The organism is Streptomyces sp. CB02056 (genome assembly GCF_001905545.1).
In the GTDB taxonomy this organism is placed as follows: Bacteria; Actinomycetota; Actinomycetes; order Streptomycetales; family Streptomycetaceae; genus Kitasatospora.
On sequence record NZ_LIPD01000004.1, the window covers coordinates 539,651 to 560,846 of the forward strand.

The 21,196-nt window shown below is 74.3% G+C and carries 21 protein-coding genes and 2 pseudogenes; 8 read left to right on the top strand and 15 right to left on the bottom strand.

The genetic code is table 11. From position 1 onward, the window contains the following. Positions 1–32: 32 nt before the first annotated feature. Positions 33–1,043, bottom strand: coding sequence for an ArsR family transcriptional regulator (locus AMK13_RS14360; RefSeq protein WP_079272109.1), 1,011 nt, complete (start codon positions 1,041–1,043; stop codon positions 33–35). 104 nt (positions 1,044–1,147) lie between these two features. Further along, positions 1,148–1,366 carry an MbtH family protein gene (locus tag AMK13_RS14365; RefSeq protein ID WP_074002447.1) on the bottom strand — a complete coding sequence of 73 codons (219 nt, stop codon included), beginning with the start codon at positions 1,364–1,366 and terminating at the stop codon, positions 1,148–1,150. A gap of 466 nt (positions 1,367–1,832) precedes the next feature. Between AMK13_RS14365 and AMK13_RS14370 the strand changes: the two genes are divergently transcribed. Further along, a complete protein-coding gene (locus AMK13_RS14370) occupies positions 1,833–3,041 on the top strand; it encodes an MFS transporter (RefSeq protein WP_074002448.1) in 1,209 nt (402 codons plus the stop codon). A gap of 94 nt (positions 3,042–3,135) precedes the next feature. Here AMK13_RS14370 and AMK13_RS14375 read toward each other — a convergent pair whose 3' ends face one another. From AMK13_RS14375 to AMK13_RS14385, 3 genes are all read right to left on the bottom strand, one after another. Continuing rightward, complete coding sequence (locus AMK13_RS14375; RefSeq protein WP_074002449.1) at positions 3,136–3,723, bottom strand: hypothetical protein; 588 nt, start codon at positions 3,721–3,723, stop codon at positions 3,136–3,138. A 122-nt stretch (positions 3,724–3,845) separates the two neighbouring features. Beyond that, positions 3,846–5,117, bottom strand: coding sequence for an MFS transporter (locus AMK13_RS14380; protein ID WP_074002450.1), 1,272 nt, complete (start codon positions 5,115–5,117; stop codon positions 3,846–3,848). A 177-nt stretch (positions 5,118–5,294) separates the two neighbouring features. Beyond that, entirely contained in the window at positions 5,295–6,029 is a 735-nt protein-coding gene (locus tag AMK13_RS14385; protein ID WP_074002451.1) for a sulfite exporter TauE/SafE family protein, read from the bottom strand. 292 nt (positions 6,030–6,321) lie between these two features. Here AMK13_RS14385 and AMK13_RS14390 point away from each other — a divergent pair, with 292 nt between their 5' ends. After that, the gene (locus tag AMK13_RS14390; RefSeq protein ID WP_241852875.1) at positions 6,322–8,850 is read left to right on the top strand and encodes an SdrD B-like domain-containing protein; all 2,529 of its coding nucleotides are present in this window, start codon (positions 6,322–6,324) and stop codon (positions 8,848–8,850) included. Between the two features lie 59 nt (positions 8,851–8,909). Here AMK13_RS14390 and AMK13_RS14395 read toward each other — a convergent pair whose 3' ends face one another. Beyond that, entirely contained in the window at positions 8,910–10,271 is a 1,362-nt protein-coding gene (locus tag AMK13_RS14395; RefSeq protein ID WP_079272110.1) for a right-handed parallel beta-helix repeat-containing protein, read from the bottom strand. A gap of 31 nt (positions 10,272–10,302) precedes the next feature. Here AMK13_RS14395 and AMK13_RS14400 point away from each other — a divergent pair, with 31 nt between their 5' ends. Further along, complete coding sequence (locus tag AMK13_RS14400; RefSeq protein WP_198959346.1) at positions 10,303–11,529, top strand: Dyp-type peroxidase; 1,227 nt, start codon at positions 10,303–10,305, stop codon at positions 11,527–11,529. Positions 11,530–11,630: 101 nt separating this feature from the next. Here the strand turns inward: AMK13_RS14400 and AMK13_RS14405 are convergent, their stop codons facing one another. Together AMK13_RS14405 and AMK13_RS14410 are read right to left on the bottom strand one after the other, a co-directional pair. Continuing rightward, positions 11,631–12,878, bottom strand: coding sequence for a cytochrome P450 (locus tag AMK13_RS14405; RefSeq protein ID WP_074002453.1), 1,248 nt, complete (start codon positions 12,876–12,878; stop codon positions 11,631–11,633). 102 nt (positions 12,879–12,980) lie between these two features. After that, a complete protein-coding gene (locus tag AMK13_RS14410; RefSeq protein WP_074002454.1) occupies positions 12,981–13,619 on the bottom strand; it encodes a TetR/AcrR family transcriptional regulator in 639 nt (212 codons plus the stop codon). A gap of 101 nt (positions 13,620–13,720) precedes the next feature. Here AMK13_RS14410 and AMK13_RS14415 point away from each other — a divergent pair, with 101 nt between their 5' ends. The 3 genes and pseudogenes from AMK13_RS14415 to AMK13_RS14420 all read left to right on the top strand — a co-directional run. Continuing rightward, entirely contained in the window at positions 13,721–14,116 is a 396-nt protein-coding gene (locus tag AMK13_RS14415; protein WP_074002455.1) for a DUF4345 domain-containing protein, read from the top strand. Positions 14,117–14,207: 91 nt separating this feature from the next. Continuing rightward, a pseudogene (locus tag AMK13_RS41830) lies at positions 14,208–14,294 on the top strand (MOSC domain-containing protein); the annotation flags it as partial. Between the two features lie 173 nt (positions 14,295–14,467). Beyond that, positions 14,468–14,923 (top strand): annotated as a pseudogene (locus tag AMK13_RS14420) (MOSC domain-containing protein); the annotation flags it as partial. Between the two features lie 12 nt (positions 14,924–14,935). On the opposite strand, the gene AMK13_RS14425 reads toward AMK13_RS14420, so the two are convergent. The 3 genes from AMK13_RS14425 to AMK13_RS14435 all read right to left on the bottom strand — a co-directional run bounded on the left by AMK13_RS14425 (position 14,936) and on the right by AMK13_RS14435 (position 16,057). Next, positions 14,936–15,238 (bottom strand): hypothetical protein, encoded by a 303-nt coding sequence (locus tag AMK13_RS14425; protein ID WP_079272112.1) that lies wholly within the window; start codon positions 15,236–15,238, stop codon positions 14,936–14,938. A gap of 99 nt (positions 15,239–15,337) precedes the next feature. Continuing rightward, complete coding sequence (locus AMK13_RS14430; RefSeq protein WP_369808334.1) at positions 15,338–15,658, bottom strand: metal-sensitive transcriptional regulator; 321 nt, start codon at positions 15,656–15,658, stop codon at positions 15,338–15,340. A gap of 78 nt (positions 15,659–15,736) precedes the next feature. After that, complete coding sequence (locus AMK13_RS14435) at positions 15,737–16,057, bottom strand: heavy-metal-associated domain-containing protein (RefSeq protein ID WP_074002457.1); 321 nt, start codon at positions 16,055–16,057, stop codon at positions 15,737–15,739. Between the two features lie 231 nt (positions 16,058–16,288). On the opposite strand from AMK13_RS14435, the gene metF reads away from it, so the two are divergent. Together metF and AMK13_RS14445 are read left to right on the top strand one after the other, a co-directional pair. Next, positions 16,289–17,221: a methylenetetrahydrofolate reductase [NAD(P)H] gene (gene metF / locus AMK13_RS14440; protein WP_079272113.1), complete on the top strand. Its 933-nt coding sequence runs from the start codon at positions 16,289–16,291 to the stop codon at positions 17,219–17,221. Between the two features lie 147 nt (positions 17,222–17,368). Next, positions 17,369–17,662 carry a hypothetical protein gene (locus AMK13_RS14445; protein ID WP_143204535.1) on the top strand — a complete coding sequence of 98 codons (294 nt, stop codon included), beginning with the start codon at positions 17,369–17,371 and terminating at the stop codon, positions 17,660–17,662. 101 nt (positions 17,663–17,763) lie between these two features. Here AMK13_RS14445 and AMK13_RS45870 read toward each other — a convergent pair whose 3' ends face one another. The 4 genes from AMK13_RS45870 to AMK13_RS14465 form a co-directional block, all read right to left on the bottom strand. Beyond that, positions 17,764–18,165: a barstar family protein gene (locus AMK13_RS45870; protein ID WP_079272114.1), complete on the bottom strand. Its 402-nt coding sequence runs from the start codon at positions 18,163–18,165 to the stop codon at positions 17,764–17,766. Between the two features lie 58 nt (positions 18,166–18,223). Then, complete coding sequence (locus AMK13_RS14455; RefSeq protein ID WP_241852876.1) at positions 18,224–18,676, bottom strand: DUF2199 domain-containing protein; 453 nt, start codon at positions 18,674–18,676, stop codon at positions 18,224–18,226. 290 nt (positions 18,677–18,966) lie between these two features. Beyond that, positions 18,967–19,272, bottom strand: a complete 306-nt coding sequence (locus AMK13_RS14460; protein ID WP_074002460.1) for a hypothetical protein — start codon at positions 19,270–19,272, stop codon at positions 18,967–18,969. 223 nt (positions 19,273–19,495) lie between these two features. Beyond that, entirely contained in the window at positions 19,496–21,082 is a 1,587-nt protein-coding gene (locus tag AMK13_RS14465) for a hypothetical protein (protein ID WP_074002461.1), read from the bottom strand. Positions 21,083–21,196: the final 114 nt, after the last annotated feature.

Here is a 21,196-nt window from a genome sequence, read left to right on the forward strand (position 1 = left end):
CGGACGGCGGCCGGGGGTCCAGCCCGCTGTGCCTACGAGGCGAGCAGGTGCGAGGCGCTCCGCGGCCGGGCCCCGCGGGCCGGCCGCTCGGACCGCTCGCAGCCCGTCGCCGCCGGCCGTACCGGCCCGCCGTCCAGCAGCGCCATCCCGAGCGGCGTCACCGAGTGCAGCACGGTGTTGCGCACCCGGCGGGTGGTGATCAGCCCGCTCCGGCGCAGCACCGCCGCGTGCTGGCTGGCGCTGGCCGCCGAGATGCCCAGCCGGTCGGCGAGCTGGCTGGTCGTGCAACTCGCCCGCAGCGTACGGAGGGCGGCCGCCCGGGTCTGGCCCACCAGGGCGCCGAGCGGCCGCGAGCCGCTGTCCCGCTCCTGCCACAGCTGGGCCCCCTTGCGGGCGTGCGGCGGGGCCGCGAACACCAGCACCACCTGCGCGTCCGGCCCCTCGGCGTCGATCGCCAGGCCCGGCCGGTGGTTGAGGAACACCGAGGGGGTGAGCACCAGGCCCCGGCCGCCCAGCCGGATGTCCTGGTCCGGCCCGCCGGGGATCTCCAGGACCGGCGCCCGCCAGGTCATCCGGGGGTGCGCGGTGGACAGCAGCAATTCCACCCCGCCGGCCATCACGATCCGGCCGCGCGCCTCGCACTCGGCCACCAGGTAGGCGTGCAGGTGCTGCCAGAACGGCGCCACGGCCAGCTGCCAGGCCTCCAGCAGGCAGGCGTCCACGCCCGCCCCGGGCCGCTGCGGCAGCTCGGCGGCCTCGGACGCGTCGAACGGCCCGGACGGCTCGGGCGGCGCGTCGGGCGCCTCCGCGTACCGCAGCGCCTGCCGGAGCAGCGAGTCCACGTCGTGCTCGGGACGGCTGCGCGGGCGGGGCACCGGCCGCCGGGGGAGGCGCTCGTTCACCTGCTTTCGCCACCGGGCGTACGGCGCGCTCACGCCGCGGTCCAGCAGGTCGCAGGCGAAGGCCGATTCCACGAGCGGGCCCATGGTGCTCTTCAGTCGGGTTCTGGCGAGGTCGGCTGCGGTGAAGTGAATCCTCTGCACGATGAAGGTCCCCGTTTCCGTGTCGATGAGGGAGAAATCGACGTGGCCCGGCCGCCGCCACGCGGGCAGGCCGGGCCCTTCCTCGGATGGATCGGACGTCGCCGCTACGAGGCCCGGGCGGCGGAGGCCTCGCGCAAGCTGCGCGGGCGCATGTCGGTCCAGTTGGCCTCGACGTAGGCCAGCGCCTCCTCGCGCGGCCCCTCGGCCAGGGCCACCGCCCAGCCGTCCGGCCGCTCGGCGAACGCGGGCCACAGCGAGTGCTGGCCCTCGTCGTTCACCAGCACCAGGAAGGTCCCGTCCGCGTCGTCAAAGGGGTTCGACATGTCGCACACTCCATTCCGGGTAGGGCGCGGTGCGGCCCTCGGGTCATCGGCGCACGCGGGACAACCGGGTGGACCCGCTCCGCACATGCTCCCTCGGCTCGCTGACATGGTGCTGACCGCACCCTGATGGGATCCCGGCGAGCCCGCCGGGACTCGGGAAGGGGCGGTGAACTCTCCTTGGTCACAACGAATATGACACAACGTCCGTTCAGATACCGGCGTTCCGCACCGTTGCGGCCGGCGGCGCGGAGCCCGGCCGGGGAGCCGGTGCGGCCGACGTCCCGGACGGGCGCCCGCACGGACGTGCCCCTGAACGGACGGCCCCCGCACGGACGTGCCCTACCATGGCCCCGTGTTCCTCTTCCGTGACTAGGGCCCCGCGCGGCGACCGCACCCCGGTGGTGCGGTCCTTCGGCGTCCCGGTCCACCGGCGCGCGGCGCGCGCCAGCTCCAGAGGAACCCCTCCATGTCTTCGTCCTACGCGACGGTCCTGCGCACCCCCGGCGCGGTCCGGCTCTTCAGCGCGTCCCTGACCGGCCGCCTCTCCTACGGTGTCGTCCCGCTCTCGCTCCTGCTGGCCGTCACCGCCACGACCGGCTCGTACGCCCGGGCCGGCTGGCTGACGGCGCTGTTCGCCGCCTCCAACGTGCTGCTCTCACCCGCCCGGGCCGGGCTGGTCGACCGCCACGGCCCGCGCCGGACACTGCCGCCGATGGCGGCCGGGTACGCGCTGGTGCTGCTCGGCCTGGCCGCCGCCACCTGGCGCCCCGGCGTCCCGTACCCCGTCCTGCTCGCCCTCGCCGTGGCGGCCGGCGTGCTCGCGCCACCCCTCGGCCCGGTCACCCGGGCGCGGTGGAGCGCCCTGCTGTCCGATCCCGGGCTGCGCCGCCGGGCCTACAGTCTGGACACCGTCGCCGAGGAACTCCTGTACGTCACCGGCCCGTTGCTGGCCGGGGTGATCGCGGCGACGGCCCGCCCGGCGCTCGGACTGGTGCTGGGCGCCGCCCTCGTCCTGACCGGTTCCCTCGCCCTGGCCGCCTCGGTCCGCGGTGTCGGGCCGGACCGCGCCGAGGCCGACTCCGCCGCCACCGGCGGCCGTTCGCGCCCCTGGCGGCCGCCGGCCCGGACCGGCCTGCCGCTCGCCGCGGCTGCCGGGGCCGGGGCCGGACTCGGTGCGTTCGCCCTGCTGACGGTGGTCTTCGCCCGGCGGCACGGGCAGGCGGCCGACGCCGCCTGGGTGGAGGCGGCGCTGGCGGCCGGGAGCGCGACCGGCGGCCTCGCCCTCGGCGCCCTCGACTGGCGGGCCCCGGCCCGGCGGCGGCTCGCCGTCCTCACCGCGGCCTTCGCCGGCGCTCTGACCCTGACCTCCCTCGCCCCGACGGTCCCGCTCCTCGCGGCCGTCGCCGCCCTGGCCGGCCTCACCGTGGCCCCGACCCTCACCACCGCCTACCTGCTTGCCGACGAACTCGCCGAGCCCGGCCACCGGACGCGCGCCGGCGCCTGGGTCAACACGTGCTTCAACGCGGGCAGTTCGGGCGGCACCGCGCTGGCCGGCCTGCTCGCCGACCACCTGCCGCTGCCCCTCTGCCTCGCCCTCGCCGCCACCCCGGCCCTGGCCGCCCTCAGCACCGCCCGGCCCCGTCCCACCACCCCGCCCGACCACCTGCCCGCCTGATGCCGGGCCACCGCGCGGGCGGCAGCACCCGCCCGCGCGGCCTCCGGGGCCTGGGCGGCGCATCGGGGGACGGAGCGGCGCTCGAACCCGGCGGTCACGCCCCGCGTGCGATGAGTTCCCGTACGCCGTCCGCGACGGCCTTGCTGGTGCGCCACTTCCGGAGGAGGCGGTCCGCCGCCAGTTCCTCGACGACGGAGGTCAGCCAGGCGTCGTCGCCGAGCCGTTCGACCCGGCCGAGGTCGACGATGTTCCCCAGCAGCTGGTGCAGCAGCGTGATCTCGGGCGCCGGGTACCACCGCCGGTGGTGGACGAACCGGGGGCTCCACAGGTCGTAGGGGTGCCGGACCATGGCGCTCAGGCAGGAGCCGTGGGTGCCGATCGCCTCGTGGGGCGCGTGGTGACCGGTCAGGAGTCCGCCGGCCGGTGTGCTGAGGAACCGGCCGCTGGTGACCCCGAGCTTCAGGCTCATCAGGCGCTTCCACGGGACCAGGAAGGGCTCCCGCCCGGTGACGCGGTGCTCGAACCCCTCGGGGAGGACGGCGAGATACGCCTTGCTCTCGTGGTCGCCGATGTACCAGCTGCCGTCGACCCGCACCAGCGGGCCGAGCCCGGGACCGAGGTCGCGGCCGGCCCCGACGGGCGGCGCGGCGGTACCGGAGGCGGCGGGGCGGTCGGTGTTCATGGCTCTCCTCAGGACGGGCGAGCAGCTGCCCGCCGACCAGACTTCCCGGCACACCCCCCGCGGTCACCATACCGGCGGACAGCGGCCGTTGGGCGGGAGGACGCGCAACGGCCCGGCGGAGACTACTCGGCGTCGGACGGCTCCGAGGCGGCCGGGACGGTCTCCAGCGCCGTCATCCGCGGGAGCAGGAACAGCACCGCGACCAGCAGGACCAGCAGCAGCCCGCCGCCGACGAGCAGCGGGGTGCGGATGCTGACGACGGAGGCGATCCAGCCGCTGAGGGCGGCGCCGGCCATGATGCCGAGGCGGCTCAGCAGCATGTAGCAGCTGTTGACCCGGCCGAGCAGTTCCTTCGGTACGGCCTGCTGGCGCAGCGAGATCGCCTGGATGTTCCAGGTGACGATCCCGAAGCCGATCACGCCGTACAGCGCGGCGACTTCGGCCACCGAGGTGCTCAGGCCCATCAGGATCAGCGAGACGCCCATCAGCAGGAAGGCGAGGGCGATCCGGGTGCCCCGGCCGAGCAGCCGGCTGAGCCGGCCGGCCAGGGTGCTGGCGGCGGTGCCGCCGATGGCGCCGGCCGCGAGCACGATGCCGTAGGAGGCGGCGGGTGCGTGGATGACCTTGGTGACCATCAGGACCATCATGGTGGTGCCCATGAAGCAGGCCAGCGCGCCGAGGGTGGAGAGCACGGCGAGCATCCGCACGTCGCGGTGGCGGAGCAGCCAGTCGACGCCCTCGCGGATCTCGGTGAGCACCGGTCGGGGGTCGGCCCGGGTGCTGGGGGCGGTGGAGCGGCCGGTGGCGGCGACCAGGACGGCGGCGAGCGCGAAGGAGACGCCGTCCACGGCGAAGGGGTGGGCGGCGGCGACGGCGAACAGCGCGGAGCCGAGCAGCGGGCCGATCAGATTGCCGCCGACCAGCATGTTGGCCTGCATCCGGCCGTTGGCGGCGTCGAGTTGGTCGGGGCGGACCAGCTCGGGGACGGCGGAGGTGGCGGCGTTGGAGAAGACCGTCTCGCCGCAGCCGAGCAGGAAGGCCAGGGCGGCGAGCGCGACCAGCGGCGGGTCGGCGAGGAAGACCCAGGCGGCGAAGCCGAGGACGACGACGGCGCGCGCGGCGTCGATGGTCCACATCAGCCGCCGCCGGTCGGCCCGGTCGGCGAGCACCCCGCCGTAGAGGGACATCAGCAGGAAGGGCAGCGAGGCGGAGACGGAGACCACGGAGACCGCGCTGGGGGAGTCGGAGACGGCCACCGCGAGCAGCGGCAGGGCGGAGTCCCGCATGCCGTCGCCGACCGATGAGATCGCCGACGCGGACCACAGCAGGTTGAACTTCCGGCCCAGTTGGGGACGGCTTTTGGACGGCTTCGCGGCCAGGTCTGCTGAGGTCACCGAGGCAGTATGTCATGTCCGCGGAGGGCCGTTCGGGCGGTTTCCGAAGTGCCCGGGGCGTCCCGAACTGTCCGTGTCGGTACGGGTGTCGGGCTCGTCCGGGGGCGTCCGGAGTGTCCGGTGGGTTTCGGCCGGTTTCCGGTGGTTCGTCGAACGGCGGTGGAGGGCCGGGTGTTTTCAGTCCAGCCCCGAGACGCCCTTGACGAGGGTGGTCAGCCCGCCCGCCAGGGCCAGGCCCAGCACGACCAGCCGGGCGCGGGCCTCCGGCACCCGGGCGGCGAGCAGCCGGCCGATCGCCGCGCCGCCCGCGAGCGCGGTGGCCACCAGCCACCAGGCGGTCCCGGACAGCGCGGGCAGCCCCTTGCCCGCCAGGGAGAAGGCGTTCACCACCACGCCGTAGAACTGGGCGTTGGGCAGGAACTCGCGCGCCGTCCAGCCGGTGTTGACGGCGTACAGGGAGACGGCCGGACCGCCCACCCCGGCGGCCGAGTTCATGAACCCGCTGGTGGCGCCCGCGACCAGGGCGCCGCCGACCCCGCGCAGCGCGGCCGCCCGGACCCCGCGCAGCACCAGCAGCGAGGCCAGGGTGACCAGTGCGCCGATGCCGACGAGCAGTCCGGGCGTCGGAACCGTCGCCGCGACCCAGACCCCGGCCGGCACCGTGCAGGCCGCGGCGAGGATCAGCGGCAGCATCGCCGCCAGCCGTACCTGCCGCCAGCTGCCCAGCAGGCCGACGGCGCTGATGGCCCCGGCGGCGAGGTTCGACAGCGTGACGCCGTCGCCCGGCCCGAGCAGCAGCACCAGGACGGGCGCCGCGACCAGGGCGAAGCCGATTCCGGCGAGCCGTTGGACGGAGGCGCCCAGCAGGACGGTGCAGCCCAGTACGAGGTCGGTGGTCAAGCCGTCGGGCATCGGGCGCGGCCTCCCTCTCGGCGGGCTCCGCCGTCGGCGGGCGGTGCGTACCGATCATGCCGCACAGGCGGGTCGGGCGTGCCGTCGGTCTCATCGGGGACGGCCCGGAGATGTGGTCGGGAAGTATGCGAACTAGTGAGGCCGTGTCCGACCTCGATGCGATTTCCCGGCGCTTTCCGTCACCCGCGCCGGTGAATGTGCGATGAGGGCGGGACGTGGACGACCGGTGGCCGCTGTCCTGGGGGTCCTGTCCGGATCGGGCCTGCGCCCGTCGGTGAGGGGAGACGGAACCTTGAAGAGGACGAGAAGACGGACGCGCCGGGCCGCGCTGACGGCGGCCTTCGCCGTCGTGCTGGCCGGCGGAGGACTCGTGGCGGCCCCTCAGGCCTCCGCGCAGGGCGGTGTCGGGGCGGTGACGGTCCGGGTGGTCCGGGCGGTGGACGCCACCGGCGTGTGGACGCCCGCGCTGGAGCCGGGCATCGCGGGCGTGACGGTGACGCTCACGGATGACGCGGGCACCAGGACCGCGGGCACCACGGGCGCCGACGGCACGGTGACGCTGGCCCCGGCCGCGAGCACGGCGACCGACGGCAAGTACCGCGTCCGGGTGGTGAATCCGAAGCCGGGCACGCTCTTCCCGGCCTTCGCCTCGCGCCAGGGCCTGGACGGCGCGCCGAACCGGTTGAGCTCCAACGAGGAGTTCGTCGACCTCTCCGACGGCCGGAACGTCGCGTACACCACCGGGTTCTGGTACCCGGGCGACTACTGCCAGAAGAACGCCCCGCTGGTGACGACCTGTCAGAACACCACCTGGCAGGGCGGGGAGCAGCGCACGCTGGTGTCGTTCCCGTACGGCGCGCGCGGCCAGGACGGCGTGGACGTCGACGTCACCGGCATCGCCACCGACGCGCAGACGGGCACGCTGTTCGGCATCGCGTGGAACAAGGCCGACCGGCGGGTGTTCTCCTCGGCGGCGGCCAAGCGCACCACCGACTACGGTCCGGGCGGCGCCGGCGGGATCTACGTGACGGACCCGGCGCGGAAGACCACCACGCTGTTCGCCACCGTCCCGGACGCCGGCGGTACGGCGCACGCGCCGGGGTCGGACGACGCGTTCCTGGCCGTGCCGGGCAGGGAGAGCCTCGGCGGGCTCAAGGTCACCGAGGACGGCCGGGACCTGTTCGTCGTCAACCTCAACTCCCGTGCGCTGTACCGCTACGACGCCACCGCGGCGACGGCCGCGGCGCCGACGGCCGTCTACCCGGTCCCGGACCCGGGCTGCCCCTCGGCCGGGGACTGGCGGCCGTTCGGCCTGGGCCTCCAGGACGGCGTCGGCTACCTGGGCGGCGTCTGCTCGGGCGAGTCGACGGGCCGGGCCTCGGACCTGCGGGCGGTCGTGCTGCCCTTCGACCCCGCCACCGGGCTGTTCCAACCGGCCGTCCTGGACCAGCCGTTGGACTACCCGCGGCAGTCGACCGTGGGCAGCGGCCCGTGCGACGGCGCGGGCTGGTTCCCGTGGACGGACACCTACCCGACCTCGCAGAACGGCCAGGCCTGCTCCGGCTACCGGGCCCAGCCGGAACCGGAGTTGGCCGAGGTCGGCTTCGAGACGGACGGCTCGATGCTGCTGGCCTTCCGCGACCGCCTGGCCGACCGGGCGACGGGCCAGTCGGCCTCGGGCGCCGCGGTCGGCGAGGTGCTGTCGGGCGGTGACCTGGACAAGGCCTGCGCGGAGAACGGCACGTACGTGCTGGACACCAACAACGGGTGCGGGCTCTCGCCCCGGGGCACCCGCTTCTTCGACACCAGCCGGTTCGGCGTCCACCACAACGCGGACTACGCCGGGATGGCGCTGTCCAAGGTCGAGAGCACCATCGGGATCTCCGGGTACGACCCGAACAACACGGCCTTCGGCTACGGGACGGCCTTCGTCCAGCGGGCGGACGGCCGGCAGGCCCCGGGGACCGGCCTGCGGCTCAACCCGGCGGACGTGCCCGCGCCGTTCGGCAAGGGCGCCTCGATGGGCGACCTGGAGGTGCTCTGCGACCGGGCGCCGCTGCAGATCGGCAACCGGGTCTGGTACGACCCCGGGCGCACGGGCATCCAGCGGCCGGGCGGGCGCCCGGTCCCCGGTGTGACGGTGCACCTGTACGACGGGGCGGGCGCGCTGGTCGGCACGACGAGGACCTCGGCGCGCGGCGAGTACTACTTCGACGACTCGAACGTCACCGGCGGCCTCGCGCCGCACACCCGGTACACCCTCCGGCTGGACGAGCCGGCCGACTACGCCGAGGGCGGCCCGCTGTACGAGTGGGCGCCCACCCGGCACGACGTCGGCGGCGACCCGTTCGTCAACTCCAAGGGCGTCGTCCCGAGGGGCGGGAAGTACGCCGAACGGGAGCTGACCACCGGCGGACCGGGCGAGAACGACCACACCCTCGACTTCGGCTTCCGCCCGACGAGGGGCGTGCTGACCCTGGTCAAGGTGGACCAGGACGGCAGGCCGCTGGCCGGGGCGACGTTCCAGCTGTGGCGGGTCAGCGGCGGACCGGGGTGGCCGGGGTGGCTCGGCTGGCCGGGCCCCGGCCGCGGGGACACGCCGGTCGGCGAGCCCTGCACGACCGGGGCCGACGGCATCTGCCGGGGCCGCGGCGGGCCGGGGACGTACTACTGGGTGGAGCTGAGGCCGCCCGAGGGCTACGCGGCGGACCGGACGGTCTTCGGGCCGCTGGTGCTCACCTGCGACAACCTCGGCGACGGGATCACGGTGACGGTGGTCAACCGGCTGATCCCCGGCCCCTGGCTGCCGCACGACCGGTGACCGGCGCCGGGCGGCCCCGCGGGGAGCAGGACTCCGCGGGCCCGCCCGGCGCGGCCGGTTCAGTGCTTCGGGACGGCGTCCGCGGACTCCGGCAGCAGGTAGGCACCCGGGTCGACCGGCCCCGGGAGGTCGGTCGCCGGGCGGCCGGGCGCGGTCGGGTCCGGCAGCGAGGGCTGCGCGGGCGGGACGGGCACCTGGCTGAACGGGATGCCGGGCGGCGCCTGGACGGGGCTGGTCCGGCCGAAGGGCGGGGCGCTCCGGCCCTGGGCGGCGCAGCCCGCCAGCGTCTCCAGGCCGTCCGGGCTCTGGACGGCCGGCTGGTTGCCGGTGAAGCAGTTGCCCGGGTCGACGGAGGCCAGCACCAGGTCGGTGCCGTTGCCGGTGGCCCGGTTGCCCTCGACCCGGTTGCCGCTCGCCGGGTGCCCGGGCGGGTCGGTGATGACGATGCCGGCCGCGCGGTTGCCCTGGACCAGGTTGCGCTGCACCTGGTTCGCCGTGCCGCCGCCGATCCCGATCCCGATCCCGTAGGCGCCGTCGGCCTGTTGGGGGGTGTCGGTGGCGTTGTTGTCGGTGACGACGTTGCCCACGATCACCGCGCCGTGCTGCGGGGCGAGGGCTTCGAGGTCGTTGGAGTTGACGGTGACGCCGACCCGGTTCCCGGTGACCCGGTTGCCGACCACGGTGAGCCCGTCGGAGGCGTTGGTGATCTCGATGCCGACGGCGTTGCGCTCGACGGTGTTGCCCCGCACCAGGGTGTCGCAGGGCTTGCACTGGCCGACGTAGATGCCGGAGTCGGCGCCCCCGGAGGCGTACGAGTCCTCGATGACACCGCCGCGGGCGTCGAAGGCGTAGATCCCGTACAGGCCGTTGTTGTAGGCGGTGACACTGCTGGCGCGGAAGCCCTCGACCACCGGGAAGCGCACGGTGTCCAGCGGGTTGTAGGCGGAGCCGCCGGCGCCGTGCTGCTGGAGCTTCTCGTCGGTGACGCCGGTGAACAGCACGCCGTTGGCGAGGTAGCCGTGGACGGTGAGGTTCTCCACCACCGAGCCGGGGCCGGAGGCGGTGATGCCGTTGACCAGCCGCAGCCCGCCGTCCAGCACCACGGTGTTGCGGTCGGTGCCGCGCAGCACGATCCGGGGCTTGGTGAGGCGCACGCTCTCCCGGTAGGTGCCCGGGTCGACCAGCACGGTGTCCCCCTCGCGGGCGACGTCCACGGCCTGCTGGATGGTCGGGAAGTGCTGCGGGACGCGGATGACCGTGCCGTCCGGGTGCTTGGCGTCGGAGGAGGACGAGCCGCCCGAGGAACAGCCGGCCAGCGCCAGGACGGCGGCGGCGAGCAGGGCGGGCAGGCGCCTGGCGACGCGGGCCCCGGGCGGGGGCGTCGTGCCGGACCGCGGGTGACGTGTGGTCAAAAGTTGCATACGGCGTGTTCTATCGTCTCCAATGTCGCCCATGCATGCCGAAACCGGAAAGGCGCAGGACCAGCCACCGACCGCGCGGGGCGCCGGGGTGGATCGAAGGGGGCTGCTCGCGGGCGGGGCGGTGGTGGCCGCCGGGCTCGGCGCGGGGGTCACGGCACTGGCCATGGGCACCGGCGGCGTCCGGGGGCACGGCCGCGGCGCCCGACCGGCGGCGGCACCGGAACTACCGGCTATCCCCTTCCACGGCGAACGGCAGGCCGGGGTGACGACCGCGCAGCAGCCGGCCACCCAGCTGCTGGCCCTCGACCTGGCGCCCGCCGCGACCTCGGACGGGCGGGCCGCCCTGCGCGGCCTGCTCGGCGAGCTGACCCGGGTGCTGGCCGGGGCGACCGGCGGCAGCCCGGCCGACGCCCGGCTGCAGGGCGGCCAACCGGCCCGGCTCAGCAGCCTGGTGGGCGTCGGCCCGGGCCTCGCCGCCCGGCTGGGGTTGAACGTCCCGCCGGCCCTGCTGACCGAGCTGCCCGCCTTCCCCGGGGACCGGCTCGACCCGGCGCGCGGCGGCGGCGACCTGGTGGTCCAGCTGTGCGCGGCCGACCGCTGGCCGCTGTCCGTGGTCGCCGAACAGGTCGACGCGGTGGCCCGGGCGGCGGGCGCGACCGCGCGGTGGACGCAGTCCGGCTTCCTGGCCCGGACGGCCGGCGGCGCCACCCCGCGCAACCTGTTCGGCTTCAAGGACGGCACGGCCAACCCGGACGGCACCGAGAGCGGGCAGTGGGTCTGGGGCCCGCCGGGGCCGTACGAGCACGGGACGGTGCTGGTCTACCGCCGGATCCGGATGGACACCGCCGCCTTCGCCGCCCTCCCCGTCGACCACCAGGAGCAGGTGATGGGCCGCCGGGCCGGCGACGGGGCCCCGCTCACCGGCACGGCCGAGCATGACGAGCCGGACATCTACGCCAAGAACCCGGACGGCTCGTACCTCATCCCGGCCACCGCGCACGTCCGCCTCTCCAGCCCCCGGCTGGACGGCGGCGCCCGGATGCTGCGGCGCGGCTACAACTACGACGACGGCCCGGGCGACCGCGGCCTGCTGTTCTGCGCCTTCATGCGCGACCCGGCCCAGTTCACCCGCGTCCAGAACCGCCTGGCGGCGCGCGACGCCCTCAACACCTTCATCGAGCACACCGCCTCGGCGGTGGCCTACGTCCTGCCGGGCGCGCCGGAGGGCGGGACGCTGGGGGAGGGGTTGTTCGGGTGAGCCGGGGGCGGTGGTCGGCCGCCCCGCCCGCCGGCTGAGGCCGGGCGGCCGACCGCCGGTGCCGGCTACCGGCCGATCACCGGTGCCGCCTCCCGTTCGACCTACCAGTCGACCGGGAGGCGGGCCGGGCTCCGGGTGGTGCCGCCGAGCTGCCAGGCGAGCTCCGCGACCGGGGTGGTGAGGCGCAGGCCCGGCAGGGCGGTGGCGAGCCGGTGCAGGGACTCCCGCATCTCCAGCCGGACCCGCCAGGCGCCGATGCAGTAGTGCGGGCCGGAGCTGAAGGCGAGGGTCGGGGCGGGGAGCGGGAGGCCCAGGTCGGCGTCGAGGCCCTCGGGGTAGACGGCCGGGTCGCGGTTGGCGCTGCCGAGGCTGACGGCGACGACCGAGCCGGCCGGGATGGTCACGTCGCCGACCTCGACCGGCGCGGTGGTGCGGCGGATGGTGGCCTCGTCGTCGCCGAGCGGGATGTAGTGCAGCAGCCGTTCGGCGGTGCGCTCGGCGGTGTCCGGGTCGGCGAGGCGCGGCCAGTGCTCGGGGCGTTCGCCGAGCACGTAGACCAGGGCGTTGGCGAGGGCGCCGGCGACGCTCTCGTTGCCGCTGGCGGTGAGCCCGGCGACCAGGAAGACGAGGGACTCCTCGGGGACGCCGCCGTCCTGGTCGGCGGCCCGGACCAGCCGGCTGACCAGGTCGTCGCCCGGCTCGCGGCGCCGGCGGGCGACCAACTCGCCCATGAAGGAGCCGAATTCGGCGAGGGTGGCGTCGTGGTCGGGGTCCGTGCCCGGTTGCTGCCCGCCGTCCTGCCCGCCGGCCGGCTCGCCGCCCTGGTCCTCGCCCTGGGCGAGCAGGGCGCGGGTCCAGCGCTGCAGCCGCTCCTCGTCCAGGTGGTCCGGCCCGTCCCCGTCGAGCCCCATCAGCCGGGTGGTGACGGCGAACGGCACCGGCCGGGCGAAGGCGGGGACCAGGTCGGCCGTCGGGCCGGCGGCGACCAGCCGGTCCACGGACTGCTGGACGGCGGCGGCGACCCACGGCTGCCAGCCGGCGATGGCGCGCGGGGTGAAGGCCCGTTGGGCGGTGCCGCGCAGCCGGCGGTGGGCGGGCCCGTCCTGGTTGAACAGGGACGCCGGGTTGGCGGCCACGTCGGCGGTGGCGCCCGCGGTGCCGACGTCATGCAGGTCGGCCCGGGTGACCCGGGGGTCGCCGAGGACCTGCCGGACGTCGTGGTAGCGGGTGATCAGCCACGCGGGGGTGCCGTCCGGGAGGGTGGTGGGGTGGGGCGGCTGGGCAGGGGTGGTGGGGAGCCGGTGGAGTGGGGGGAGGGTGGTCCCGGTGTCGGCTGCGGCGGAGTCCATGGGTCCCTTCGCGGGGTTCGGAGGTCCGACTGGTCGAGGGGAGTCAGAGCATCCAATTGTCATATGTTCATGAGGAATTGGGCGCTTGCGGAGCTTCTCCCCTTACGTCCCGATGGTATGCCCTCGGTGCCCCCAGCCGGGTGCCGGATCGACGGGCAGCAGCGGCCGGAGCGCGCCCAGCACGGCGCCGATGCAGGCGTCCCGCAGCTCGGTGCGGGAGCAGCTCTCCTCGGTCAGCCAGTCGATGACCAGCACCCGGACGAACACCAGCCAGCTGCGCAGGACCTGCGACACCGCCGGTCGCGCCCGCTCGTCCGCGAGCGGGAGGACGCCGAGCAGTCGGCCGCGCAGGGCGTCGAGCTCCTCGGTGATGATGGTCTGGATCACCTGGTCCCCGGCCAGCACGCGGTTGGCCGCGAGCACGGCGTGCCGGTTGGCGATGAAGTAGTCGAGGTGGGCGTCCATGCCCTCGACCAGCTGCTCGACCAGGGTGTCGCCCGGGTCGAACCGGCTCCTGGCGAGCAGGTCGGCGGAGGCCTCCCGGTAGACGGCGGCGAAGAGTTCGTGCTTGCTCGCGAAGTGCCGGTAGAGCAGGGCGCGGGAGACCCCGGCCCGCTCGGCGACCTCCTCCATCAGCACCCCCTCGTACGGCCGTTCGGCGAACAGCCGGGCACCGACGGAGAGCAGCTGGGCGCGTCGCTCGGCGGGGGAGAGCCGGCGGCGCCGTTCGTGGACTGGCATGCGGGCCAGGCTACTTGACACGTGTCTACTTGCCGGCGCTAGCGTGGTGGGCAACGTAGTAGACACGTGTCAACCAGACCTCTGTGAGGGGTGGACGGGCCATGGCCAAGGCGTTGCGGGTGCTCGCGTGGACGATGGGGATCGCCTGCGTGGCGATCGGCTTCCTCCACATCCTGCTGGGGAACTCCGCGATGCCCGGGATCGCGGACGCCGGCCCGACGGTCGGCAGCTTCGGCCGCTTCATGGGCGCGGTCTTCGCCGGGTACGGGGCGGCCTGGATCCACGCCGCCCGGCAGGCGCCGGTGCCCGCCCGGCCGGTGCGGTGGCTGGCGGCGGTCCTCCTGCTGGGCGGCCTCGCGCGGGTGCTGTCGCTCGTCGTCGACGGCCGTCCGCACTGGTTCCAGCTGGTGCTGATGGGGATCGAACTCGGGCTCGCACCCGTGTACTTGTGGCTCGCCGACGCGGACGAGCGGGCGCACGCGGAGCGGCGGTCCTGAGCTCCCCCGGTTCCGTCATCGGGGGCCGGTCGACGGCGGAGGCTATGCTGCCCCTGCGATCGAACGTACGTCCGCGAGGAGGGTCCGGAGCATGAGCGGCACCGTGGTGGCGGTCAGCAGCAACGCCGAGTACTCGTTCACCAAGCCGAACAGGGACGGCATCACCCTGCTCGCCGGCTAGGGCCTGTCTTCGAACTCGCGTCTGCGGGGCGACGCCGGGGCACGCACCTCGCCGCGTTGTCGTCGGTCGCCAATGCTCCGCAGTGGCTCCCTCCTCCGCCTTGCGATGCACGCACCCCAACGCCGCCCCGCCCGCCCTCCGGGCGGACGACGGGAGTTCGAAGACAGGCCCTGGGCGTCGAAGGGGACGTGCACGCCGGGGTGACGGTCCGGCACCGGTCCCGGGTCGCCCAGGACCCGACCCAGCCCAACCTGCGCCAGGTCCACCTGATCCACCGCGAACTGCTCACCGAACTCGGCGAGTCGGGCTTCGACGTCACGCCGGGCGCCCTCGGCGAGAACATCACCACCGAGGGCGTCGACCTGCTCGGCCTGCCGGTCGGCGCGGTGCTGCGGATCGGCCCGGAGGCCGAGGTGGAGATCACCGGCCTGCGCAACCCGTGCGCCCAGATCGACGCCTACCGGCCCGGCCTGCTCAAGCAGGTCGTCGGTCGCGCCGAGGACGGCACGATCGTGCGCCGCGCCGGCATCATGGGCGTCGTCCGCACCGGCGGCCCGGTCCGGCCCGGCGACGCCGTCGCGGTCGAGCTGCCGGACGGCCCGCACCGCCCGCTCGACCGGGTCTGAGGACGGCGCACCTCAGGGCGCGTTGTCGTCCGGGTGCCCGTCGACGCGGCGCAGGTCGTAGAGGTACGACCGGCCGGCCTTCCAGCTGCGCCACGGCCCGGTCGGCGGGAGCTCCCGGTGCCGGTCCTCGCCCAGCAGCGGACCGGAGTTGGGAACGCCCTCGGCGTCGACGACGCACCAGCCCCGCTCCGGCGTCCACCGGCACCACAGGTCCAGGTCCCGCCGCTTGTAGGACGGGCGGCCGTTGGCGGTGCCGTTCAGGTCGAAGCGGTAGACCAGGTCGTCCAGGCGGCGGACGAACTCGATCGCGGACACGGCTGATCCCCTCCTGGAATGCCCCGGCGAGATACCCCCACCCCGTAAAGGTGACGGCCCCCGGGGGCCGTCGGAGGAACCGTCACCGCTGGAACGCGGTCAGGACCTGACCAGGCGGGCGATGGCCTGGTTGGCCTCGCGGATCTTGGTGCCCGCCTCCTGGCCGCCCTCGGCGATGGCGTCCCGGACACAGCATTCGATGTGCTCTTCGAGGAGTTGGAGGGCGAAGGACTGGAGGGCGCGGCTGGCGGCGGACACCTGGGTGAGGACGTCGATGCAGTAGGTGTCCTCCTCGACCATGCGCTGGAGGCCACGGATCTGGCCCTCGATGCGGCGGAGCCGCTTGCGGAAGTCGTCCTTGTGCGAGCTGTAGCCGGCCATGGCCGTCTCCGGTTCCTGTGCGGTGAGGCGTGCGCTCACTCTACCGGGGGCGTGCCGAGGGGGAGTCGGACCGGACGGGCGGGGTGGCGCCCTCCCGTCCGGTCCGACGTCGGAGGCTCAGGCCTCGACGCGGCCGACCAGCTCGTAGCCGGCCTCGTCGACGGCGGCGGCCACGGCGGAGTCGGCGAGCGGCAGGGTGCTGCCGACGGTGACCCGGCCGGTGGCGAGGTCCACGGCGACCTCCTCGACGCCGTCGAGCTTCTTCAACTCGGCGGTCACCGAGGAGACGCAGTGGCCGCAGGTCATGCCCTTCACCTGGAAGACCGAGGTCCGGCCGGACTCGGCGGCCGGGGCCGCGCCGGCGCCGGTGCCGCACGAGCCGCAGCAGGAGGTGGCCTCGGCGGCGGCGGACTCGACGGTGACGGTGGTCTCGCTCATGGGTGTGCTCCTGTCGTGGTGCCCGGCGCCGGCCGGACTGCCCGGGCGGCTGCTTCCTTTCGAACATACCATACCCCCCTAGGGTAATTACTAGAGCTGCCGGGGCACCTTCCACCGCCCGGACGGGGCCGTCAACGACCCGCTGTGACAGTCCTGTTGCGGGTGCCGGGGCAGGGTGGAGGAGCTCCCCCGCATCCCCGGACGACCGACCCCACCACCTGAGGTGAACCCATGGACCACACCACCCGGCGCACCCCGCGCGGCCTGCGCGACATCCTCGCGGCCGGCGAACGGACCTACTCCTTCGAGTTCTTCCCCGCCAAGGACGAGGCCGGCGAACGCGCCCTGTGGGCCGCGATCCGGCGGGTGGAGGCGGTCGCGCCGACCTTCGTCTCGGTCACCTACGGCGCCGGCGGCTCCTCGCGCGACCGCACCATCGGCACCACCGAACTGATCGCCGCCCAGACCACCCTGCGCCCGGTGGCCCACCTCACCGCCGTCGGCCACTCCACCGCCGAACTCCAGGCCGTCCTACGGCGCTACGCCGACGTCGGCATCCGCGACGTCCTCGCCCTGCGCGGCGACCCGCCGGGCAACCCCAACGGCCGCTGGGAGCCCCACCCGCAGGGCCTGCGCTACGCGGCCGAACTCGTCCGACTCGTCAAGGAGTGCGGCGCGTTCACCGTCGGCGTCGCCGCCTTCCCCGAGCGCCACCCGCGCTCGGCGGACTGGGACGACGACATCCGGCACTTCGTCGCCAAGTGCCGGGCCGGCGCCGACTACGCCGTCACCCAGATGTTCTTCGACGTCGAGCACTACCTGCGGCTGCGCGACCGGCTGGCCGCGGCCGGCTGCGCGACCCCGGTCATCCCCGAGATCATGCCCGCCACCGACGTACGCCAGATCCGCCGCTTCGCCGAACTCAGCGGCGCCTCCTTCCCCGCCGGACTGGCCCGACAACTGGAGGCGGCCCGCGGCGACCGGGCGACCGCCCACCGCATCGGCGTCGACCACGCCACCAGGATGGCCGAACGCCTCCTCCTCGAGGGCGCGCCCGGCCTCCACTACATCACCCTGAACCGCTCCACCGCCGCCCTGGAGATCCACCGCAACCTCGCCCTCACCACCCCGACCCCCCGCGCCCTGACCCCCACCGCAGCCTGACCCCTGCGGCGAACGGCGAAGCCGAACCAGTCCGGCGCCGGCCTCCCCACCCGAGGAGGCCGGCGCGCCAGATGATTCCGATAAGGTCGCGAAGGCCCAGGAACGGAGGTGAAGCGACCGATGGACATGTCCTCGCGGGAGGTCCGCATGCCCCTCGGTGACGCTGTGGCGATCCTGCACGACCTGAACGAGTTCGTGGTCTCCCTCGATCGACTCGGATCCCGTCAGGCCTGCGGCGCCGCCGACGACTCCACCGTCGGGAAGTTCATCGCCGACTGGGACGTCGCCCGACGACTGGCTCACGCCCGGCACGTCATCAGCGTGGCGCTCGACGCGCAGCTGAGCGAGGAGGAGAACGCCGAGATCGATTCCCTCTGCGAACAGGGCCGGTTCTTCGGCACGACGGCCGTCGGTAACCCGCCTGCGGACCAGCCCACCTGACACGACGAGCGATCCGCGACGCTTCGAGCCGTGCGTCGACGCGAGCGGGCCGTCCGATGACCAGGGGTTCCGCTCGGCCGGTCTCCCGTCGGTGGCCGCGCCTACAGGAGCAGGGTGTTGAAGGACCGGCCCGGCCGGTCGAGGCTGTGGCCCCAGTGGCGGCCCGCGGTGTCGAGGATCCTGAGCAGGGTGGCGCGGTCCTCGAGGTGGTCCCGCAGCATCAGCGCCGACCGTTCGATGACGAGCAGGTAGTGGTCGGCGGGCGCCCAGGCCAGGTCGCGCAGGCAGTCCGCGAGGGCGTCCCAGTTCCAGCCGAAGTAGGCCGGGAGGCGGAGGTGGATGCTCAGCTGCTCGAAGAGCCGCTGCTCGTCGACGAGTTCGGCGCCGTCGAGGCGGGCGACGAAGGTGGTGCCGGAGGGCGGCAGGAGGTCGGGTCCGGAGGGCCGGGTGTCCGCTCCGAGGTGGTGGACCCAGGGGGCCTCGCCGGTCCAGTACACGGTCATGTCCGTCCGATTCGACAGCAGGTTCAGCGGGGGAGCGGGACAGGGCGACGGTAGGGCTTCAGTGCTTGGGGTGCAGGACAGCCTCGGCGAGTTCCCGTACGCGGTCCATCGTGATGCCCGTGCGTTGTTCGACCGCGAGCGGGTGGTCGGTCGGCTCCAGTTCGATGAAGGGGCGCTCGCCCACGGGACGCGTGTGGACCATGGTCTTCAGGTTGATCGTCGACGGAGAGTACGGGAGCAGGTCGGTCGACAACCAGCCGAAGTACGCGGGCTCCGACTCGCGGCCGGGGGTCTCCCACAGCTCGCTCGCCCGCTCGAAGTTCTTCTCGCTGAGCGAGACCCACACGCCCCAGGAGAAGACGTCGTCCCGGCCGATGACGGGCAGCTCGATCAGTCCTCGCACGAAGAAGGCTTCGCCCTGGATCACGCACTGGTCGGACGAGAGGAGGCAGTCCCGCACCTGTTCCATGTCCGGCTGCCAGTAGGCGGGCGCAGGGCTGGAGAAGTTCATGGGTGTCTCTGCGTGACGTTCGCCGCAGCAGGTGCAGGTGAATCCAAGATCGGCCGACATGCGGCAGAGACTACAGATCCGCTCCCACGCGTTGGTGGCCGGACCCGGGAGTGGTCCGACCACCAACGAGGCGTGTGCGATCAGGCCCGTGCGAGCCGGTGCCGACCTACGGTTCCCGGCAGGCGGTCAGGCGTCGGCTGTGGGCCGGGGTCAGTGTCCTGTTGCACGGAACCTCGGCAGTCTCACCGAAGCCCGAGCACTGGCTGTGCCACAGGCCGGAGGGCGCCTCGCTAGGAACGGAGTCCATCATTCGCGCGTTCCGTAGCAGCCGCCGACTCGGCGAGTGCACGGACGACGAGCAATGCCGTCCCCTCGTCGTGGATCCCTGTCGATTCCCTTTGCTCCACGATCATTTCCGCTGCCATGTGCGCCGTGGCATGCGCCAGCGAGTACTCGCCCAGGACCAGATCCCGCCCGATGATCCCGATGACAGCGTCGAGAGCGGGGACGACGTCGTACAGGTTCCTTCCATCCGCCCACACGGCTTCTCGGGCCCTCGGATCCTCGCTCATGAACGAGATCTTCTCAAGGACCACGAGGCCGACCGACTGTGGGGCGGCAGTCGTGCGGACCCCTGGCCACCGACTCCACCGCGGCCGGCGGCGTGAGCGGATCGGCTCGGCCGGGATCCCGGCCGAGCCGATCGCGGATCCGGTAGGCACAACAGGGCCCTGCCCTGCGCGCTTGACCTCCGACGAGACGCGGTGTGATCCGTCAGGCTTCGGTGAGGATCGTTCAGGGTTCGTCGCAACGGGACGGTCAGCGGGTGCGGTAGGCCTCGGTGATGGTCTGGTCGAGGGTGTTGCCGTCGGTGTCGGTCAGTTCGGCGCGCAGGGAGACGGCGGTGCCGGCCGGGGGGTTGTGGACGGTGACGGCGCCGGCCTCGACGGGGAGGCGGGTCCAGGAGGCGCCGCCGTCGGTGGAGGAGGAGACGGTGAGCGAGCGGACGCGGCCGTCCGCGGCGGCGCCCTGCACGGTGACCGGGATGCGCAGCGCGCTGCCGGCCGTCGCGGTGCCGGTCGGGTCGAGCCCGGGGGCGAACCGTACGGCGCTGACGGGGAGTGCGGTCGGGGCGGCGGTGGTGGCGGAGGCGAAGGTCCAGGACGCGGTCACCCGGGTGGTCGCGCCGGCCGCGGCCTTGCGGGTCACGGTGGTGGCCAGGCGGTAGCCCGCCGTGCCCGGGGTGACGGTGAACTCGCCGCGCCCGGCCGCGTCGGAGGCGGCGCCGACCAGCACCCCGTCGCGGTACAGCGAGGTGTAGGCGGTGTCGAACGACGGGGTCCACGGCACGTGGCCGTCGCCGTCGGCGAGCAGCGGGACGTCCGCGGTGATCCGGTCGCCGTCGCGGGAGACGGCGGGGCGGTCGGTGAGCGCGGGGCCGAAGACCGGGCCGTCGAAGGTCCGGGTGGTCGTGGCCCCGGCCCGTACGGCGACGCGGTCTTCGGTGTAGTAGGTCGGTCGGCTGCCGTCGGCGCGGGGGACGGTGACGCCGATGTCCCAGGTGCCGCGTTCGGGTGCGACGTGGAAGGTGGCGGTGCCGGGTGTGGTGACGCTCCGGGATTCGCCGATGCTCGCTCCGTCGCTCGGCTGGAGGCTGACGAGCGCGGTCCCGGCGCCGCCCGGTCCGGCGGCGCCGCGGATGTTCACGGTGGCCAGCTCCTGCGCGGAGTAGTGCTTGCTGAGCCCGGTCAGCGCGCGGGTGCCGGTGGAGGTCCGGCCGAGTAGGTAGCCGCCGGTGTCGGTGTCCCAGTTGACGTCGAACCACTGCTTGACCGCCCCGGCCTCGGTCTGCGGCCCGAGGTGGGCGACGCGCAGGTTCGGCGACCCGTTGGCGACGTTGACGGTCCTGGTGGCACCCTCGTGTGTGACCTCGACGAACATCCCGCTGTGCCGGAAGCGCGCGGACCCGTCCGGGGGCCGGACGTCGACGAGGGCGGTGGTCCGCGCGTCGACGGTGATGGTGGTGTCGTGGTCGAGGTCGAGGCGCGGCTGGACGATCCAGTCCGTCCAGATCGTCCCGCCCGGCTCCAGGCCCGAGGTCAGGTTGCTGTCCAGCACGTACCGGCCCTTGGGCAGCCGCACGGTGGTGACGCCGGAGGGGGCGTCCAGCCGGACCGAGGTGTCGGCGCCGGGGCCGGAGATCCCGGTGACGCTGGTCCGGTACGGCGCGGTCGGGTGGCCGGCGCGGTCCAGGTGCCGGACGGTGAGGGTGTACGTCTCCGGCTCGGCGGCGAAGGCCGGGCCGCCGAGGGCGGGAGTCGAGGCGCCGACCAGGGCGACGGCGACGGCCAGGGCCCGGAGGGCGTTCCGGCGGGGAGCGGAACGGGGAGCGGAAGCAGTGGTCATGTCCTGTACTGCTCGGAGGGGCACCGGAGTTCCTGTGAGCCGGGCCACACACCAGTGATGGCTGTGACGCACGTCACCGGAACCCGGGTGCCGGACCGGGCAGGGCAGAGTGTG

Coding starts and splice junctions, on each gene's coding strand:
- AMK13_RS14435 (WP_074002457.1), bottom strand. CDS start 16,057: ATGAGCGAGACCACCGTCACCGTCGAGTCCGCCGCCGCCGAGGCCACC.
- AMK13_RS14400 (WP_198959346.1), top strand. CDS start 10,303: ATGCATGCCGAAACCGGAAAGGCGCAGGACCAGCCACCGACCGCGCGG.
- AMK13_RS14455 (WP_241852876.1), bottom strand. CDS start 18,676: ATGAACTTCTCCAGCCCTGCGCCCGCCTACTGGCAGCCGGACATGGAA.
- AMK13_RS14410 (WP_074002454.1), bottom strand. CDS start 13,619: ATGCCAGTCCACGAACGGCGCCGCCGGCTCTCCCCCGCCGAGCGACGC.
- AMK13_RS14415 (WP_074002455.1), top strand. CDS start 13,721: ATGGCCAAGGCGTTGCGGGTGCTCGCGTGGACGATGGGGATCGCCTGC.
- AMK13_RS14375 (WP_074002449.1), bottom strand. CDS start 3,723: ATGAACACCGACCGCCCCGCCGCCTCCGGTACCGCCGCGCCGCCCGTC.
- AMK13_RS14465 (WP_074002461.1), bottom strand. CDS start 21,082: ATGACCACTGCTTCCGCTCCCCGTTCCGCTCCCCGCCGGAACGCCCTC.
- metF (WP_079272113.1), top strand. CDS start 16,289: ATGGACCACACCACCCGGCGCACCCCGCGCGGCCTGCGCGACATCCTC.
- AMK13_RS14395 (WP_079272110.1), bottom strand. CDS start 10,271: ATGCAACTTTTGACCACACGTCACCCGCGGTCCGGCACGACGCCCCCG.
- AMK13_RS14365 (WP_074002447.1), bottom strand. CDS start 1,366: ATGTCGAACCCCTTTGACGACGCGGACGGGACCTTCCTGGTGCTGGTG.
- AMK13_RS14385 (WP_074002451.1), bottom strand. CDS start 6,029: ATGCCCGACGGCTTGACCACCGACCTCGTACTGGGCTGCACCGTCCTG.
- AMK13_RS14405 (WP_074002453.1), bottom strand. CDS start 12,878: ATGGACTCCGCCGCAGCCGACACCGGGACCACCCTCCCCCCACTCCAC.
- AMK13_RS45870 (WP_079272114.1), bottom strand. CDS start 18,165: ATGACCGTGTACTGGACCGGCGAGGCCCCCTGGGTCCACCACCTCGGA.
- AMK13_RS14370 (WP_074002448.1), top strand. CDS start 1,833: ATGTCTTCGTCCTACGCGACGGTCCTGCGCACCCCCGGCGCGGTCCGG.
- AMK13_RS14445 (WP_143204535.1), top strand. CDS start 17,369: ATGCCCCTCGGTGACGCTGTGGCGATCCTGCACGACCTGAACGAGTTC.